This window comes from Bradyrhizobium sp. CCBAU 45389 (assembly GCF_028128625.1).
GTDB classification, from domain to species: domain Bacteria; phylum Pseudomonadota; class Alphaproteobacteria; order Rhizobiales; family Xanthobacteraceae; genus Bradyrhizobium; species Bradyrhizobium liaoningense_B.
Genome location: NZ_LBIY01000006.1, coordinates 93,881 through 110,796, shown reverse-complemented (window position 1 = coordinate 110,796; position 16,916 = coordinate 93,881). Strand labels below are relative to the sequence as shown.

At 65.0% G+C, this 16,916-nt stretch carries 15 protein-coding genes; 11 read left to right on the top strand and 4 right to left on the bottom strand.

The window, feature by feature from the left end; all coding sequences use genetic code 11:
- Positions 1-258 precede the first annotated feature (258 nt).
- From XH79_RS05175 to XH79_RS05135, 9 genes are all read left to right on the top strand, one after another.
- On the top strand, positions 259-1,365 hold the full coding sequence (locus XH79_RS05175) for an efflux RND transporter periplasmic adaptor subunit (RefSeq protein WP_212348094.1): 1,107 nt from the start codon (positions 259-261) through the stop codon (positions 1,363-1,365).
- Positions 1,366-1,543: 178 nt separating this feature from the next.
- The gene (locus XH79_RS05170) at positions 1,544-4,681 is read left to right on the top strand and encodes an efflux RND transporter permease subunit (RefSeq protein ID WP_271580934.1); all 3,138 of its coding nucleotides are present in this window, start codon (positions 1,544-1,546) and stop codon (positions 4,679-4,681) included.
- Between the two features lie 33 nt (positions 4,682-4,714).
- Positions 4,715-5,314, top strand: coding sequence for a TetR/AcrR family transcriptional regulator (locus XH79_RS05165; RefSeq protein WP_271580933.1), 600 nt, complete (start codon positions 4,715-4,717; stop codon positions 5,312-5,314).
- 137 nt (positions 5,315-5,451) lie between these two features.
- On the top strand, positions 5,452-6,075 hold the full coding sequence (locus tag XH79_RS05160; RefSeq protein ID WP_271580932.1) for a flavin reductase family protein: 624 nt from the start codon (positions 5,452-5,454) through the stop codon (positions 6,073-6,075).
- Positions 6,076-6,361: 286 nt separating this feature from the next.
- Positions 6,362-8,629, top strand: coding sequence for an acyl-CoA dehydrogenase (locus XH79_RS05155; RefSeq protein WP_271580931.1), 2,268 nt, complete (start codon positions 6,362-6,364; stop codon positions 8,627-8,629).
- Positions 8,629-9,912: an acetyl-CoA C-acetyltransferase gene (locus XH79_RS05150; RefSeq protein WP_271580930.1), complete on the top strand. Its 1,284-nt coding sequence runs from the start codon at positions 8,629-8,631 to the stop codon at positions 9,910-9,912. Before XH79_RS05155 ends, XH79_RS05150 begins: the two co-directional genes overlap by 1 nt.
- Positions 9,913-9,914: 2 nt before the next feature.
- Positions 9,915-12,011 (top strand): 3-hydroxyacyl-CoA dehydrogenase NAD-binding domain-containing protein, encoded by a 2,097-nt coding sequence (locus tag XH79_RS05145; RefSeq protein ID WP_271580929.1) that lies wholly within the window; start codon positions 9,915-9,917, stop codon positions 12,009-12,011.
- Between the two features lie 21 nt (positions 12,012-12,032).
- Positions 12,033-12,443 (top strand): acyl-CoA thioesterase, encoded by a 411-nt coding sequence (locus tag XH79_RS05140; protein ID WP_212348078.1) that lies wholly within the window; start codon positions 12,033-12,035, stop codon positions 12,441-12,443.
- Positions 12,444-12,662: 219 nt separating this feature from the next.
- On the top strand, positions 12,663-12,854 hold the full coding sequence (locus tag XH79_RS05135; RefSeq protein ID WP_212348075.1) for a hypothetical protein: 192 nt from the start codon (positions 12,663-12,665) through the stop codon (positions 12,852-12,854).
- Between the two features lie 212 nt (positions 12,855-13,066).
- Here XH79_RS05135 and XH79_RS43080 read toward each other — a convergent pair whose 3' ends face one another.
- The gene (locus XH79_RS43080; RefSeq protein WP_018645287.1) at positions 13,067-13,462 is read right to left on the bottom strand and encodes a DUF4440 domain-containing protein; all 396 of its coding nucleotides are present in this window, start codon (positions 13,460-13,462) and stop codon (positions 13,067-13,069) included.
- Positions 13,463-13,796: 334 nt separating this feature from the next.
- Positions 13,797-14,249: a nuclear transport factor 2 family protein gene (locus XH79_RS05125; RefSeq protein WP_212348072.1), complete on the bottom strand. Its 453-nt coding sequence runs from the start codon at positions 14,247-14,249 to the stop codon at positions 13,797-13,799.
- A gap of 154 nt (positions 14,250-14,403) precedes the next feature.
- On the opposite strand from XH79_RS05125, the gene XH79_RS05120 reads away from it, so the two are divergent.
- Complete coding sequence (locus tag XH79_RS05120) at positions 14,404-15,090, top strand: HAD family hydrolase (protein WP_271580927.1); 687 nt, start codon at positions 14,404-14,406, stop codon at positions 15,088-15,090.
- Positions 15,091-15,197: 107 nt separating this feature from the next.
- Entirely contained in the window at positions 15,198-16,043 is an 846-nt protein-coding gene (locus tag XH79_RS05115) for a DeoR/GlpR family DNA-binding transcription regulator (RefSeq protein ID WP_211409579.1), read from the top strand.
- A 4-nt stretch (positions 16,044-16,047) separates the two neighbouring features.
- Here XH79_RS05115 and XH79_RS05110 read toward each other — a convergent pair whose 3' ends face one another.
- A complete protein-coding gene (locus XH79_RS05110) occupies positions 16,048-16,473 on the bottom strand; it encodes a type II toxin-antitoxin system VapC family toxin (protein WP_212348066.1) in 426 nt (141 codons plus the stop codon).
- Complete coding sequence (locus XH79_RS05105; protein WP_271580926.1) at positions 16,470-16,754, bottom strand: type II toxin-antitoxin system Phd/YefM family antitoxin; 285 nt, start codon at positions 16,752-16,754, stop codon at positions 16,470-16,472. The genes XH79_RS05110 and XH79_RS05105 overlap by 4 nt, the downstream gene beginning before the upstream one ends.
- Between the last annotated feature and the right edge of the window lie 162 nt (positions 16,755-16,916).

Below are 16,916 nucleotides of genomic sequence, written 5' to 3'. Positions count from 1 at the left end.
TATTGCTCAAATTAGAGATGGTGGGCACGGCGCTACGCGCCTTTGCCCACCCTACGGCATCTCGCCTGAGGCTCCGGATTGCGCTGCGCTCCATCCGGGTTGCGGGCCTTAGCCCGCCCTACAATCACACCGCCCTGCAACCATCCTCCAATCCTTACCACCCCTTAACGATCACGCTTTCCTGATGACTGACGATTATTGACTTTTATCAGTGATTAGTCGACATTCCTCTCATTGCAGCCGCAGGAGTGTCCTCCGATGTTCGTCCGGTCCGTTTTGTCCAGCTATTCCAAGCTTTTGGCGGGTGTGTCGCTGGCCCTGATGGCCGCCGCCCTGGCCGGGTGCAATGACACCGTCGCCGAAAAGGCCGAGCCGCCGCGGCCGGTTCTGGTGGCGACCGCCCATTATGATGCCGAGACCCCGGAGCGCAGCTTCGTCGGCACCGTCCGGCCCCGGATCGAGAGCGATCTCGGCTTCCGTGTCGCCGGCAAGGTCGCCAAGCGCCTGGTGGAAGTCGGCCAGACCGTCGAAATCGGCCAGCCGCTCGCCACCCTCGACGAGGTCGACCTGAAGCTCCAGGCCGAGCAGGCCCTGGCTGAACAGACCGCCGCGACCGGCGTGCTGGCCCAGGCCGCCGCCGCCGAGCAGCGCGCCAAGGACCTCAAGGCCAAGGGCTGGACCACCGACGCGCAGATGGATTCGAGCCGGGCTTCCGCCGACGAGGCGAGGGCCCGCCTGAACCGCGCCGAGCGCGCGCTCGAGCTGAGCAAGAATTCCCTTTCCTACGCGACGCTCGTTGCCGACGCCCGTGGCGTCGTCACCGCAACGCTGATCGAGCCCGGCCAGGTGGTCGCCGCGGGCCAAGCTTCGATCCGTGTCGCCCGCTTTGCCGAGAAGGAAGCGGTCGTCGCGATCCCTGAGACGCTGGTTGGACGCGCCAAGTCGGGCGTCGCCAGCGTCACTCTTTGGTCGGAGCCGGACAAGAAGTACGCAGCGAAGCTGCGCGAGATCGCGCCGGCGGCGGATCCCGCCACCCGCACCTATCTCGCAAAATTCTCGCTGCCCGAGGCCGACGACAAGGTCGCACTGGGCATGACCGCGACGCTGACGCTGTCGGACGCCGCCACCGAGCGCGTCGCGCGGCTGCCGCTGTCGGCGCTGTTCAACGAAGGCGGCAAGCCCTCTTTTTACGTCGTCGACGAGAACGGCGGCGTCACGCTCAAGCCGGTGACGGTGAAGTCCTACGAGAGCAACGACGTCGTCATCACCGGCGGTGTCGAGGAGGGCGCCAAGATCGTCGCCCTCGGCGTGCAGAAGCTCGATCCGGGCCAGCGAGTCCGGGTGGTGTCGTCCCTGTCTTTCTAGGTTTTTTACAAGTTACGTCGTGTGAGGTGAGTTTCGGCCTTTGTCCCTAAGCAAAGGCTGAAGCGGCGAAGCGATCCAGAACCTGCCCAGCCCCCTGGATTGCTTCGCTGCCTCGCGACGACGGTTTGAACAGAGCGGCTGTCGTTGTTTGCAACTGGATCGTCTTTCGGAGAGTGCGATGAAGCGCTTCAACCTTTCGGCCTGGGCCGTCAGCCATCCGACGCTGGTTCTCTTCCTGATGCTCATCCTCGGCGTCGCCGGCTTCTTCTCCTATGAGAAGCTCGGCCGCGCCGAGGATCCGTTCTTCACGGTGAAGGTGGTCAACGTCTCCGTGATCTGGCCCGGCGCGACCGCGCAGGAGATGCAGACCCAGGTCGCCGATCCCATCGAGAAGAAGATCCAGGAGCTGCCCTATTTCGAGAAGGTGCAGACCTACTCCAAGCCGGCCTTCACCGCGCTGCAGGTCACCTTCCGCGACAACACGCCGCCGAAGGACGTGCCCTATCTCTTCTATCTGCTGCGCAAGAAGCTGGTCGACGTGCAAGGCCAGCTGCCGTCAGGCATTCTCGGGCCCGTCGTCAACGACGAGTTCTCCGACGTCGATTCCATCCTCTACATGATGACCGGCGACGGCGCCGACTATGCCCAGCTCAAGAAGGTCTCCGAAGGTTTCCGCCAGCGCCTGCTGAAGGTGCCCGGCGTCACCAAGGTCGACGTCTACGGCAACCAGGATGAGCGCATCTTCGTCGAGTTCAGCCACGCCAAGCTCGCCACCCTCGGCATCACGCCGCAGGCGCTGTTCGATTCGCTCGCCAAGCAGAACAATGTGACCCCGGCCGGCACGGTCGAGACCTCCTCGCAGCGCGTGCCGCTGCGCGTCACCGGCGCCCTGGACGGCGCCAAGGCCGTCGCCGAGACGCCGGTCGAGAGCAACGGCCGCGTCTTCCGCCTCGGCGATATCGCCACCGTCACCCACGGCTATGTCGATCCGCCGAGCTTCGTCGTCCGCCAGGAAGGCAAGGCCGCCATCGGCATCGGCGTCGTCACCGCCAAGGGCGCCAACATCCTCGAGCTCGGCAAGGAGGTCGAGAAGGCGACCGCCGAGTTCATGAAGGCCGTGCCGCAGGGCATCGACGTCAAGCTGATCGCCGACCAGCCCAAGGTGGTCGAGCATGCCGTCGGCGAGTTCGTGCATTCCTTCATGGAAGCGCTCGTCATCGTGCTGTTCGTCTCGTTCCTGGCGCTCGGCTGGCGCACCGGCATCGTGGTCGCGCTGTCCGTGCCGCTGGTGCTCGGCATCGTCTTCATCGTCATGAACACGATGTCGCTCGACCTGCACCGCATCACGCTGGGTGCGCTGATCATCGCGCTCGGCCTGCTCGTCGATGACGCCATCATCGCGGTCGAGATGATGGTGGTGAAGATGGAGCAGGGCTGGGACCGCATGCGTGCGGCGTCCTTTGCCTGGGAATCAACTGCGTTTCCGATGCTCACGGGAACGCTGGTCACGGCCGCTGGCTTCCTCCCCATCGGCTTTGCCAATTCCGCGGTCGGCGAATATGCCGGCAGCATCTTCTGGATCGTGGCGATCGCGCTGGTCGCCTCCTGGTTCGTGGCGGTGATCTTCACGCCCTATATCGGCGTCAAGCTGCTGCCCGACATGAAGGCGCACCACAACCACGATCCGCACGCGGTCTATGAGACGCGCATGTACCGGGGCCTGCGCGCCATCGTGCAATGGTGCGTCAACCACCGCATCACCGTGGTGGTCGCGACCGTCGGCGTCTTCATCGCCTCGATCGTCGGCTTCGGCCATGTCCAGCAGCAGTTCTTCCCGCTGTCGGAGCGGCCCGAGCTGTTCCTGCAGCTGCGCCTGCCCGAGGGCACCGCCTTCAACGTCACCGAGAAGGCGGTGAAGAAGGCCGAGACGCTGCTGAAGGACGACAAGGACATCGAGACCTATACGTCCTATGTCGGCCAGGGTTCGCCGCGCTTCTGGCTCGGCCTCAATCCGCAGTTGCCGAACGAGGCCTTCGCCGAGATCGTCATCGTCGCCAAGGGCGTCGAGGCGCGCGAGCGCATCAAGGCCAAGATCGAGGGCGCGGCTGCCGATGGCTTCCTGTCCGAGGCGCGCGTCCGTGTCGACCGCTTCAATTTCGGCCCGCCCGTCGGCTTCCCCGTCCAGTTCCGCGTGATCGGCCCCGATGCCAACAAGGTGCGCGAGATCGCCTATCAGGTCCGCGACGTCATGCGGCAGAACAAGAGCGTCAAGGACGTCCAGCTCGACTGGAACGAGCAGTCGCCTTACCTCAAGCTCGTCGTCGATCAGGATCGCGCCCGCGCCATGGGCCTGACCCCGCAGGACGTCTCGCAGGCGCTGGCGATGCTGATCTCGGGCTCGCAGGTCACGACCGTGCGCGACGGCATCGAGAAGGTCGGCGTGGTCGCCCGTGCGATCCCGTCCGAGCGCCTCGACCTCGGCGGCGTCGGCGATCTCACCATCACCTCGCGCAATGGCGTCGCCGTGCCGCTGCAGCAGATCGCCAAGATCGAGTACGCCCATGAGGAGCCGATCATGTGGCGGCGTAACCGCGACATGGCGATCACCGTGCGCTCCGACGTCGTCGACGGCGTGCAGGCGCCCGACGTGACCAACCAGATCACGCCGAAGCTGAAGGCGATCAAGGACCATCTCGAGCCGGCCTACCGGATCGAGGCCGGCGGCGCGTTCGAGGAATCCGCCAAGGGCAACGCCTCGATCTTCATCCTCTTCCCGGTGATGGTCATGGTGATGCTGACGCTGCTGATGATCCAGCTGCAGAGCTTCTCGCGCCTGATCCTGGTGTTCCTGACCGCGCCGCTCGGCATCGTCGGCGCCTCCTTGGGCCTCAACGTCGCCAACGCCCCGTTCGGCTTCGTGGCGCTGCTCGGCCTGATCGCGCTCGCCGGCATGATCATGCGCAACACGGTCATCCTGGTCGACCAGATCGAGACCGACGTCAGCCATGGCCTGACCCGCCGCGAGGCGATCGTGGAGGCGACCGTCCGCCGGGCCCGTCCGGTGGTGCTGACGGCGCTCGCCGCCATCCTCGCCATGATCCCGCTGTCGCGCTCGGCCTTCTGGGGCCCGATGGCGATCACCATTATGGGCGGCCTGTTTGTCGCGACATTCCTGACGCTCCTGTACCTGCCGGGCCTCTATGCCCTGTGGTTCCGGAAGAGCCTGGACGAGGCGGGGACCCCCGAGCAGCCTGCCGCGCCGCAGCATGGGAGCGATGACCAGCACGCAATTCCGCTTGCCGAAGCGGCTGAATAGATGAGAAGACTGCTGACCAACGAGTCCTGACTGATGGCCCTTGTTTCGGAACATATCGAAGTCGACACCCGGGATCGCATCCTCGAGGTGGCCGAGCGGCTGTTCCGTCAGATCGGCTACCAGAAGACCACGGTCGGCGACATCGCCAAGGAGCTCAGGATGAGCCCCGCCAACGTCTATCGCTTCTTCGAATCGAAGAAGGCGATCCACCAGGCGGTGGCGCGAGGCCTGATGGGCGAGGTCGAGCTGGAGGCGCAGCGGATCGTGACCCGGCCGGGTCCGGTACTCCCGCGCTTCCGCGAGCTGCTCACCACCATCCACCGCATGAACACCGAGCGCTATGTCGGCGACAACAAGCTGCACGAGATGGTCGCGATCGCGATGGAGGAGGACTGGGACGTCTGCGTCGCCCATATGGAGTGCATCGCCGGCGTCATCGGCCAGATGATCGCGCAAGGCGTGGCCTCCGGCGAGTTCGAGGCGCCCGATTTGCCGCTGGCCTCGCTGTGCGCCTGCACCGCGATGATCCGCTTCTTCCACCCCCAGATGATCGCCCAGTGCGCCACCAAGCCGGGCCCGACCATCGACCAGATGATCGATTTCGTCATCGCGGGTCTGTCGCCGCGCCACTGACGGGCAGGCGGGTTTCTTCCTATAAGCTGCTTCGCAGTCATTCCGGGGCGGTCCGCAGGACCGAACCCGGAATCTCGAGATTCCGGGTTCGATGCTTTGCATCGCCCCGGAATGACGGATAGCGGAGAAGCAAGCGCGTGACCGATAAAGACCTTTACTTCTACGAGCCCTCCAAGGGGCATGGCCTCAAGCACGATCCCTTCAACGCCATCATCGCGCCGCGCCCGATCGGCTGGATCTCCTCGCGTGACACCAAGGGCCACGTCAACCTCGCGCCCTACAGCTTCTTCAACGCGTTCTGCTACGTGCCGCCGATCATCGGCTTCTCCTCCACCAATTGGAAGGACACGGTCGCGAACATGGAGCAGACTAGGGAGTTCGTCTGGAATCTCACCACGATGGACCTCGCCAAGCACATGAACGCGACCGCCGCGCATGTCGCCCCCGAGGTCGATGAGTTCAAGCTCGCAGGCCTCACCGCCGTGCCCGGCAAGCTCGTCAACGTGCCGCGGGTGGCTGAGAGCCCCGTCGCCTTCGAGTGCAAGGTGTCCGACATCGTTCGCCTCAAGGGCGCCGACGGCAAGGAGGCCGACGCCTGGCTGACGCTGGGCGAGGTGGTCGCCGTCCACATCGACAAGGCCATGATCAAGGACGGCGTCTATCAGACCGCCGCCGCCCGCCCGATCGTGCGCGCCGGCCGCCGCGGCGATTATTTCGAGATCAAGCCGGAAAACATGTTCGAGATGGTGCGGCCGGATTGATCTGGCGCCTCTCTCTCCACACGTCATTCCGGGGCGACGCACAGCGTCGAGCCCGGAATCCATTCATCGACTAACGCTGCCGCACGATGGATTCCGGGCTCGCGCCTGTCGGCGCGCCCCGGAATGACGCTTCCCCCTCCCGGAACTGCCACCACGCCCCGGCCGTTATGGCCTGGGCGGCCGCCCGGCCGCGTCAATTCGCTTCGATTTGCCCGCGAAGTGTTCACGCACCCCGGTCACTTTCCGCTAAAATGCCCTGTCACCGCGCCGATGCATGAGGTCCGCCATGAGCTTCCGCCGCGACACCATCACAAAGCCGATCTTCTCCTGGGCGCGTGGCGTGCTGCCGGCGATGTCCGACACCGAGCGCGAGGCGCTGGAGGCCGGCGACGTCTGGTGGGATGCCGATCTCTTCACCGGCGATCCCGACTGGTCGAAATTGCTGAAAATCGCGCCGGCCAGATTGACCGACGAGGAGCAGGCCTTCCTGAGCGGCCCCGTCGACGAGCTCTGCGCCATGCTCGACGAGTGGAGGATCTTCTGGGAATGGCGCGACCTGCCGCAGGACGTCTGGCACTTCGTCAAGCGCGAAAAGTTCTTCGGCATGATCATTCCGAAGGAGTTCGGCGGCCTCGGCTTCTCGCCCTACGCGCATTCGGAAGTGGTGCGCAAGATCTCGACCCGCTCGATCGCCGCCGCCGTCACCGTGATGGTGCCGAACTCGCTCGGGCCCGGCGAGCTCTTGATGCGCTTCGGCACCAGGGAGCAGCAGGAGCGCTGGCTGCCGCGCCTTGCCGATGGCCGCGACATTCCCTGCTTCGGCCTGACCAGTCCCGAGGCCGGCTCGGATGCCGCCTCGATGGTCGACACCGGCATCATCTGCAAGGGCAATTTCGAAGGCCGCGAGGTGGTCGGCCTCCGGCTCAACTGGCACAAGCGCTACATCACGCTCGGCCCCGTCGCGACGCTGCTCGGTCTCGCCTTCAAGGCCTATGATCCCGATCATCTCGTCGGCGATCAGGAAGAGCTCGGCATCACCGTGGCGCTGATCCCGACGAACTTGCCCGGCGTCGAGATCGGCCAGCGCCATCTGCCCTCGATGCAGGTGTTCCAGAACGGCCCGAACTGGGGCCGCGACGTCTTCATTCCGCTCGACTACGTCATCGGCGGCAAGGAGCGCCTCGGCCAGGGCTGGAAGATGCTGATGACCGCGCTCGCCGCCGGCCGCGGCATCTCGCTGCCGTCGCTGTCTGCGGCCGGCGCCGCCTATGCCGCACGCACCACCGGCGCCTATGCCCGGATCCGCGAGCAGTTCGGCATCTCCATCTCCAAGTTCGAGGGCGTCGAGGAGCCGCTCGCGCGCATCGTCGCCACCGCCTATCAGCTCGATGCCGCACGCCGGCTGACTTGCGCGGCGCTGAATGCCGGCATTCATCCCGCCGTCATCTCTGGCATCATGAAGCTGCACGCGACCGAGCGGATGCGCACCGCCGTCGATGACGCCATGGACATTCACGGCGGCAAGGCCGTGATCGACGGTCCGCAAAACTATCTCGGCAATCTGCATCGCGCCGTGCCCGTCGGCATCACGGTCGAGGGCGCCAACATCCTCACCCGCAACCTGATCGTGTTCGGGCAGGGCGCCATCCGCGCCCATCCCTATCTGCTCGACGAGATGAACGCGCTGGCGGACACCGATCGCGAGCGTGGGCTCACCGCCTTCGACGCGGCGTTCTGGAAGCATGTCGGCCACAGTTTTCAGACGCTGTTCCGCGCCTTCGGCCGGAGCTGGACGTTTGGCGCTTTCGCAATGGCGCCCGACGCCGGCGATGCCACGCCATTCTACCGCCAGCTCTCGCGCTATTCGGCGGCCTTCGCGCTCTGCGCCGATATGGCGCTGCTGACGCTCGGCGGCGCGCTCAAGCGCAAGGAGATGCTGTCGGCGCGCTTCGGCGACATTCTCTCCGAACTGTATCTGCTTTCGGCCGTCCTGAAGCGCTGGCAGGACGAGGGCCGGCAGAAGGAGGATTTTGCCGCGTTGGAATGGTGCATGGCGACCGGCTTCAAGACCATCGAGAACCGGCTTGCCGAAATCCTCGCCAATCTGCCGAATCGCTTCGTCGCCGGCTTCCTCAAGTTCGTGGTCCAGCCCTTCGGCGCGCGCGTGCTCGGCCCGTCCGACCGTGTCGTGCACCAATGCGCTGGCATCGTGCTGGAGCCGTCGGCGGCGCGCGAACGGCTCACGCCGGATCTTGCTGATGTCGACGACGACGGCGGCTTTGCCCGGCTGGAGCGTGCGTTCAAGCTGGTCGCGGCGGCCGACGCCATCGCCAAGCGCCTGCGCTCGGCTCATATCCGAGACTGGAAAGACGCCGTCGCGAAGGGCGTGATCACGCAGGCCGAAGGCGAGCAGCTTGCGGGGGCTCACGAAGCCGTCACAAAAGTCATCGAAGTCGACGATTTTGCACCGGAGGCGCTGTCGCCGATTTACAGGAAAGCCGGCGACGTGCATCAGTTCTTCCAGGAACTCGGTGAGCAGAGGGCGGCAAGCTGATGGCACGACCGGTTTTCATCGTCGACGGCAGCCGGACGCCGTTTCTGAAGGCACGCTCGGGTCCGGGCCCGTTCACGCCGGTCGATCTCGCCGTGCAATGCGGACGGCCGCTGCTGGCGCGCCAGCCGTTTTCGCCCGCTGATTTCGACCAGGTCATCCTCGGCTGCGTCAACGTCATCGCCGACGAGATGAATCCGGCCCGTGTCGCCGCGCTCCGGCTCGGCATGGGCGAGGACATGGTTGCCTTCACCGTGCAGATCAATTGCGGCTCGGGCATGCAATCGATCGACACCGCCTATCGCTACATCCGCGAAGGCCATGCCGACATGATCCTGGCCGGCGGCACGGAGGCGCTGAGCCACGCGCCGCTGGTCTGGCCGAATTCCGGCGTGCGCTGGTTTGCTGGCCTCGCCACCGCCAAGGGCGTGGCGGCAAAGCTCGCCGCCGCGTTCAAGCTGCGGCCACGTTATCTCAAGCCGATCATCGGCCTCGAGCGCGGGCTGACCGATCCCGTTACCGACCTGAACATGGGCCAGACCGCCGAGGTCGTCGGCCATCTCTTCGGCATCACCCGAGCACAGTCGGACGCCTATGCGGCCGAGAGTCACCGCCGGCTCGCGCATGCGCAAGGCGCGGGTTTTCTGAAGGGCGAGGTCGAGACCGCGTTCTCCCGCGACGGCAAGTTCTTCGACCATGACGACGGCGTGCGGCCGGACTCGACGGCCGAGTCTCTCGCGAAACTGAGGCCGGTTTTCGAACGTCCCTGGGGCCAGGTCACCGCCGGCAATTCCTCGCAGATCACCGATGGCGCCTCCTGGGTGATCCTCGCGTCCGACGCGGCGGTGGCCAAGCACAAGCTCGAGCCAAAAGCTGTCATCGTCGACAGCCATTGGGCCGCACTCGATCCCAGCATCATGGGGCTCGGTCCCGTGATGTCCGCGACGCCGCTGCTCCAGCGCAACGACCTCACCATCAAGGACGTCGAGACCTGGGAGCTGAACGAGGCGTTCGCGACGCAGGTGCTCGGCTGTCTCGCTGCCTGGAACGATGACAAATTTTGCCGCGAGATTCTTGGTCTCGACGGCGCCGCCGGCGAGATCGACCGTGACAAGCTCAATGTCGATGGCGGCGCGATCTCGCTCGGCCATCCCGTCGGCACCTCCGGCAACCGCATCGTGCTGCATCTCGTCAATGCGATGAAGCGGCTCGGCACGCGGCGCGGCGTTGCCACCGAATGCATCGGCGGCGGGCTCGGCGGCGCCATGCTGATCGAGGCGGTGTGACCATGGATTCCAAGATCATGACCGCGCTGGGCGATCGCGTCCTGACGCTGGGGCCGCAACCTGCGACCGATGGTCCCTACAAGCATTTCAAGCTGACGCGCGATGCCGACGGCGTTGCCTGGCTGCTGTTCGACCGTGACGGCGCCAGCGCCAACACGCTGTCCTCGGACGTGATGGAAGAGTTCGACGCCGTGCTCGCGGCGATCGAGACCGAGCGCCCGGCCGGTCTCGTCATCCGATCCGCAAAACCGTCTGGCTTCATCGCCGGTGCCGATGTCAACGAATTCCGGGGCGCAGCCGATCCCGAGATGGTGGAAACGCGCATCCGCGCCGCCCATGCCGTGGTCGACCATCTGGAAGCGCTCAAGCTGCCGACGGTCGCGGTCATCCACGGCTTCTGTCTCGGCGGCGGCCTCGAGGTCGCGCTGGCCTGTCAGGCACGCATCGCCATCGACGGCGCGCGCTTCGGCTTCCCGGAGGTCATGCTGGGCCTGCATCCCGGCCTCGGCGGCACTGCGCGCTTCACCGCACTGGTGAATCCGACGCAGTCGATGGCGCTGATGCTGACCGGCCGCACCATCGATGCGCGCCGCGCCAAATCGCTCGGCCTCGTCGACACCGTGACGCAGGAGCGCCACGTCCGTGGTGCCGTGAAAGACGTGTTGTTCGGTCGCCTGAAGCGGGCCAAGCCCGGCCTGCTGACCCGCGCGGCCAATCTCGGACCGGTGCGCGGACTGCTGGCCAAGCGCATGCGTGCAGAGGCGGCGAAGGCCGCATCCCGCGAGCACTACCCCGCGCCTTACGCGCTGATCGATCTCTGGGAGACCCATGGCGGCAGCAAGGCCGCGATGCTGAAGGCCGAGCAGGCCTCATTCGCCAAGCTGATGGTGACGCCGACGGCGCAGAACCTGATCCGCGTGTTCTTCCTGCGCGAGCAGATGAAGAAGGCGGCAGGCTCCGGCAACACGGTGAAGCATGTCCATGTCATCGGCGCCGGCGCCATGGGCGGCGACATCGCGGGGTGGTGCGCGGGGCAGGGGCTGCGCGTCTCGCTGGCCGACATGAAGGCGGAGCCGATCGCCGGCGCGGTGAAGCGCGCGGCCGACCTCTACGGCAAGATCATCCGCAAACCCACCGACGTGCGCGACGCGCTCGATCGCCTGATCCCCGACATGGACGGCGAGGGCGTCCGCAACGCCGATCTCATCATCGAAGCGGTGCCGGAAAAGCTCGATCTGAAGCAGAAGGTCTATGCCGGCCTCGAGCCGCGGATGAAGCCGGGCGCGATCCTCGCGACCAACACGTCGAGCATTCCGCTGCAGGATCTGCGCACCACGGTGGCGCGGCCGGAGCGGCTGGTCGGCCTGCATTTCTTCAATCCGGTCTCGCGGCTGCAACTGGTCGAGGTCGTCAGTCATGACGGCAATGATGCGCAGGTGCTGAAAGAAGCGCTCGCCTTCGTCGGTGCGATCGATCGCCTGCCACTCGCCGTGAAGAGTTCGCCCGGCTTCCTCGTCAACCGCGCGCTGACGCCGTACATGCTCGAAGCCATGGTGATGCTGGACGAGAAGACCGACCAGCGCCTGATCGACGCCGCGGCTGAGCAGTTCGGCATGCCGATGGGGCCGATCGAGCTCGCCGACCAGGTCGGGCTCGACATCTGCCTCGATGTCGGCGACATGCTGCGGACCAAGTTCGGCGATCTGCTGCCGCCGACGCCGGCCTGGCTGCGCGAGAAGGTTGCCAAGGGCGAGCTCGGCCGCAAGACCGGCAAGGGCTTCTACACCTGGAAGGACGGCAAGGCGGAGAAGGCGCCGTTGCCGGAGACCGGCCCGCGCGTCACCGACCAGATGATCGACCGCCTGGTGCTGCCGATGTCGAATGTCTGTGTCGCGGCGCTTCGTGAGGGCATCGTCGATGACGCCGATGCGGTTGATGGGGCCATGATCTTCGGCACGGGTTATGCACCGTTCCGCGGCGGTCCGCTGAACTATGCGCGCACGCGCGGCGTGGAAAACATTGTATCCACCCTGCGCGCGCTGGCGGAGCGATTCGGCGAGCGCTTCGCGCCCGATCCGGGCTGGGACAATTTCAAGTGAGCAATCGCAAGTGAGCAAGGCATGAACGAACAGGCGAACACTGGGCCGAGCGGCGATCTCTGCATCCGCACGCTGGCGATGCCGGCCGATACCAACGCGAACGGCGACATCTTCGGCGGCTGGCTGCTCAGCCAGATGGACGTCGGCGGCGGCGTGTTTGCGTCAAAGGTCGCGAAGTCGCGCACCGTCACGGTCGCGATCGAGGCGATGAATTTTCGCAAAGCCGTCTATGTCGGCGATCTCGTCTCCGTCTACGCCAACCTCGTGCGTGTGGGGCGCACCTCGATGACCGTGCATCTGGAAGCCTGGGCATTGCGGCGCGGGGAGGAGCATCCGTTTCTCGTCACCGACGGCAATTTCACCTACGTCTCGATCGACGAACATGGTCGCCCGCAGGCGGTTCGTTCGGGCGACGCTGTCATCGCGACTTAATCGCGCGCGACGCTCTGTCTCGTCTCACGAAAACTTGCAGCACACGAAACGCGGCGCGCGCGAGTCATCGCGTCGCGGCTTCGCCAAGAACGGGTCATAAAACGGATGAGGTCCCGGCGTACTGATTTGCACGTCGATTCGGGGTGGAAACCGGTTGATTTGCCCTAGGAACCAAAGGGCAGAGATGCCGTTATCTGCCCGCACTGAGGATCTATGGGCATGCCGGATAGCTACATCATCGAAGTGAATTCAGAGACCGCGGGCATCGTCGTTCGCGGTCAGGGCGGTTACTGCTTCTTCGCCTCGTCTCACCTGTTCAATCGCCTCGAAGGCCAGCTCTTCCGCAACGCACGCGAAGCCGAGCGCGCCGCGCGCAGGCTGTTGAATGGCGATGTGAAGGAGGCGGCGTAAGTAAGCGCCTGCCGCGGGTAATTTCTGACGCGCGAAGCGTGGTCGGAATTTTTTGCAGCCCCTTCCTTCTCCCCTTGTGGGAGAAGGTGGCGCGAAGCGCCGGATGAGGGGTCTGCTTCCGCAAATTCAACTGTGAGAGGTCAATCCCTCACCCGTCTCGCCGCGTTGCGGCGAGCCACCCTCTCCCACAAGGGGAGAGGGTAAGAACTTCATCACAACTTCGTCGCGGAGCGGGACAACAGCTTCCAATCGTCGCCCTGCTTCAGCCAGTTCATCAGGATGTGAAGGCTGTTTGCCACTTTCTGTCCGCCGGTCATCATCTCGGCCAGCCAGTGGAAGCGTACGATCGCGGCGGGACCGACGATCTTGATGGTTGGATCCTTGTACGTAATCGACAGGAACTCGGTCTTGCCGTCGGTGGCGTTGGCGATGAAAGCCGCCTTGTCCTCGAGGAAGCCGCTGGAATGGCTGTAGCTCAAATCGTCCGCGCACAGCGCGCCGAGCGCCTTCGGATCGGCCGCGATCTGGGCGAGGCGAAATGCCTCGACGTTCTTTGCCACCGCCTCGTAGTCCGTCGTGGCAGCATGATCGCGATTCAGTGTCATCATATCCTCCGTCCCTTGATCTTGCGCCCACTGTTGCAGCCGCACTTGATTTTGTCGAGCGTCAGGTCGCAATACGCTGCATTGCGCCAGGCAGCGCGATTTCTGACACGCGAAGCGTGGTCGGAATTTTTTGCCGCCCTTGATGCCGCTGCACTTTCTTCTCCCCTCATGTCCGCCGAAGCCCTGGCGAAGGCGGATGTGGGAGAAGGTCGCATAGGCCGCCTTCGGCGGCCGTGCCTTAAGAGAACGCCGAAGCAAAGCTCCGGCGTTTTTAAGAACGGCGGCCAAAGGCCGCCTATGCCACCCTCTCCCACAGGGGGAGAGGGTGAGAACGCCATCACAACTTCGTCGCGGCCCGCGACAAGAGCTTCCACTCGTCGCCCTGCTTCTGCCAGTTCATCAGGATGTGAAGGTTGGTCGATACTTTTTTCCCATCGGCTGCCATCTCCTGTTCTCCCAGCCAGTGGAAGCGCACGATGGCGGCGGGGCCGACGACCTTGATGGTCGGGTCCTTGTATTCGATCGACAGGAACTTTGATTTGCCGTCGGTGGCGTTGGTGATGAAGGTCGCCTTGTCCTCGACCTTGCCGCTGGAATGGCTGTAGCTCAGATCGTCCCAGCACAGCGCGCCGAGCGCCTTCGGGTCGGCCGCGATCTGGGCGAGGCGGAAGGCCTCGACCTTCTTCGCCACGGCGTCCTCGTCTGCTGAAGCGGCCAGCGCCGATGTGGTGAGAGCGAGCGCGGAAACCGCCAGAGTCGAGAGAGCCAGATCGCGTCGGTTGATCGTCATCGTTTCCTCCTTTTTGATCTTGGCGAGAGTGTTGCAGCCGCGCGCCGCTTTGTCGAGTGTCGCATTGTCGTCATGTGGATGCGTCATTGCACGATCGGGGCCGTATTGATACGTCTCGCGCATCGATGCATCGCACATTTGGGAAAGTACGGAAATGATCGAGGCGAAAAGGGAGAAGATTGGCCGGGCGTTGCTGTTCGATATCGACGGCACGTTGGCGGACACGGACCCCCTTCATCGCGAGGCATTCCATCGCGTGTTCGCGCCGCGCGGTCATGTCGTCGATGACGAGCGCTTCAAGCGCGAGCTCCAGGGCTTTTCCAACGTGTCGATCGGCGAGCGATTTCTGCCCGACGAATCGCCGGAACGGCGCCTCGCGATCCTCGACGAGAAGGAGACGATCTTTCGCGACCTGGTGGCTGGGCAGATCGTGCCGCTGCAGGGCCTGATGGCGCTGCTCGACCGGGCCGACAGCGCCGGCATTCCCATGGTGGCCGTGACCAACGCGCCGCGTCTCAACGCCGAGCTGCTGCTCTCCGGCCTCGGCATTACGCACCGTTTCAAGGCGCTCGTGATCGGCGCCGAGCTGCCGCACGGCAAGCCGCATCCGCTGCCCTATCAGGAAGGCTTGCGCTTTGTCGGCGCCAGCGCGCAAGCCTCGATCGCGTTCGAGGATTCCCGCACCGGCATTGAGTCGGCGACGGCCGCCGGTATCCCGACCATCGGGATGCGCACCACTCTCAGCCATGCTGACCTTGTTGCCGCCGGCGCGGTCGCTTCCGCGAGCGCCTACGACGATCCGGACCTGCTCGCGCGTCTTGCCGCCGCCATGACTTGGTAAGAAATGGCGTGGTGAGAGCCCTTCGTCCGTTAACCGTGATTGGCGCCCGCATTGACCGAAGGCGCGAACCGCCGCACCATGCATCATTCTGATTTGAGGGCGTTGCCGTGACCGGATTGACCCACCGCCAAGCCGAAATCCTCAACATCGCACGCGCGTCCGGCCGTGTCATGGTCGAGGAGCTCGCACGCCGGTTCGAGGTCTCGGCGCAGACCATCCGCAAGGATCTCAACGATCTCTGCGAGCGGAGATCGCTGACCCGCATCCATGGCGGCGCCATCATCGCCTCCGGCGTCGAGAACCTTGCCTATGAGGCGCGCCGCTTCGTCGCCGCCGACGAGAAGAAGGCGATCGGGGCCGCCGCTGCGTCGCTGATCCCGAACGGCTGCTCGCTCTTCATCAACATCGGCACCACGACGGAGGAGGTCGCGAGCGCGCTGACCTCGCACGAGGATCTGCTCGTCATCACCAACAACCTCAATGTCGCGATGCTGCTGTACCGCCATCCCCGCATCGAGGTTGTGGTCGCCGGCGGCACGGTGCGGCGCGCCGACGGCGCCGTGGTCGGCTCGACCGCGACGCAGCTGATCGGCCAGTTCAAGGTCGACTACGCCATCATCGGGGCGTCCGCGATCGACGAGGAGGGCGCGCTGCTCGACTTCGACTATCGCGAGGTGCAGGTGGCGCAGGCCATCATCGCCAATGCCCGCAGCGTCATGCTGGTCGCCGATTCGACAAAGCTCCGCCGCAGCGCACCGGTGCGCATCGCCCACATCACCCAGATCCAGACCTTCGTCACCGACCAGGAGCTGCCCGAGCGCCTCGCCACCATCTGCCACAGCAAGGGTATCGAGGTGGTCGAGGCGATGCCGAAGGGGGCCGACATCGATGATCCGCAGGCCGATGCCCAGGATGCAGCACCGGAAGCCGCACCGGTGGTGCGGCTGAGATAGGGTCCTATACGTCGTCCCACGGATTGAGCAGCGGGACGCCGAACGTCGCAAAATCCTTTACATTGCGCGTTACCAGCGTGAGGCTGTTTGCGAGCGCGGTCGCCGCAAAGAAGCCGTCCATCACTGACAACGCAACGCCGCTCCTGCGGCTCTGAGCCATCAGATCGCCCCAGCGCTCCGCCACCGCATGGTCGATCGGTAGGACTCGTTCGGCAAACCGCGCCGGCAGATCGTGGGCAAGCCAGGCGGCCAGCGCGGTGCGCCGGCGGCCATCCTCCAGCAATGCGATGCCGCGGCGAAGCTCCGCGATAGAGGCGACGCTGATGAACGCGCGATCCTCATCGACCGTATCGAGCCATGCCAGAACTTTCGGCGAAGGTGCGGGCCGCTGAATCTCCGAGAGCACGTTGGTGTCGAGCAACAGGTTCACGGCATTTCGTCGCGTGGTGCGTCGGGCACGCGTTCAAGGTCGAGGTCGGCGCCGCGCAGCGGCGAGGCCAGCAGAAATTCGGCGAGCGTGCCTTTGCGTGCGGTCTTGCGCGCCCATTCCTCGGCGGAAACGACCACCGCGTTGGGCTTGCCGTGTCGGGTGATGACCTGCGGGCCGGCTTGGGCGCGGTCGATCACCTCGGACAGCCGCGCCTTGGCGTTGGCGAGCGTCCAGGTGTCATCAGTCGGAAGTGCGTCGGGTGCAGTGTTTCGGTCGGCCATGCAAGCTTAAAACCAATATGACTATTATGACTATAATTCTGTGAATTGGATCATTCAAGGGCGCTGCTGCTTCTCGAATTGCCGTCGAAGCTGCTCATTCCCGCAGCCTTTTGCCCACCAAAAAGTTCCTCTTTCACTTCCTTTCGCCTCTCTTTCATCTTG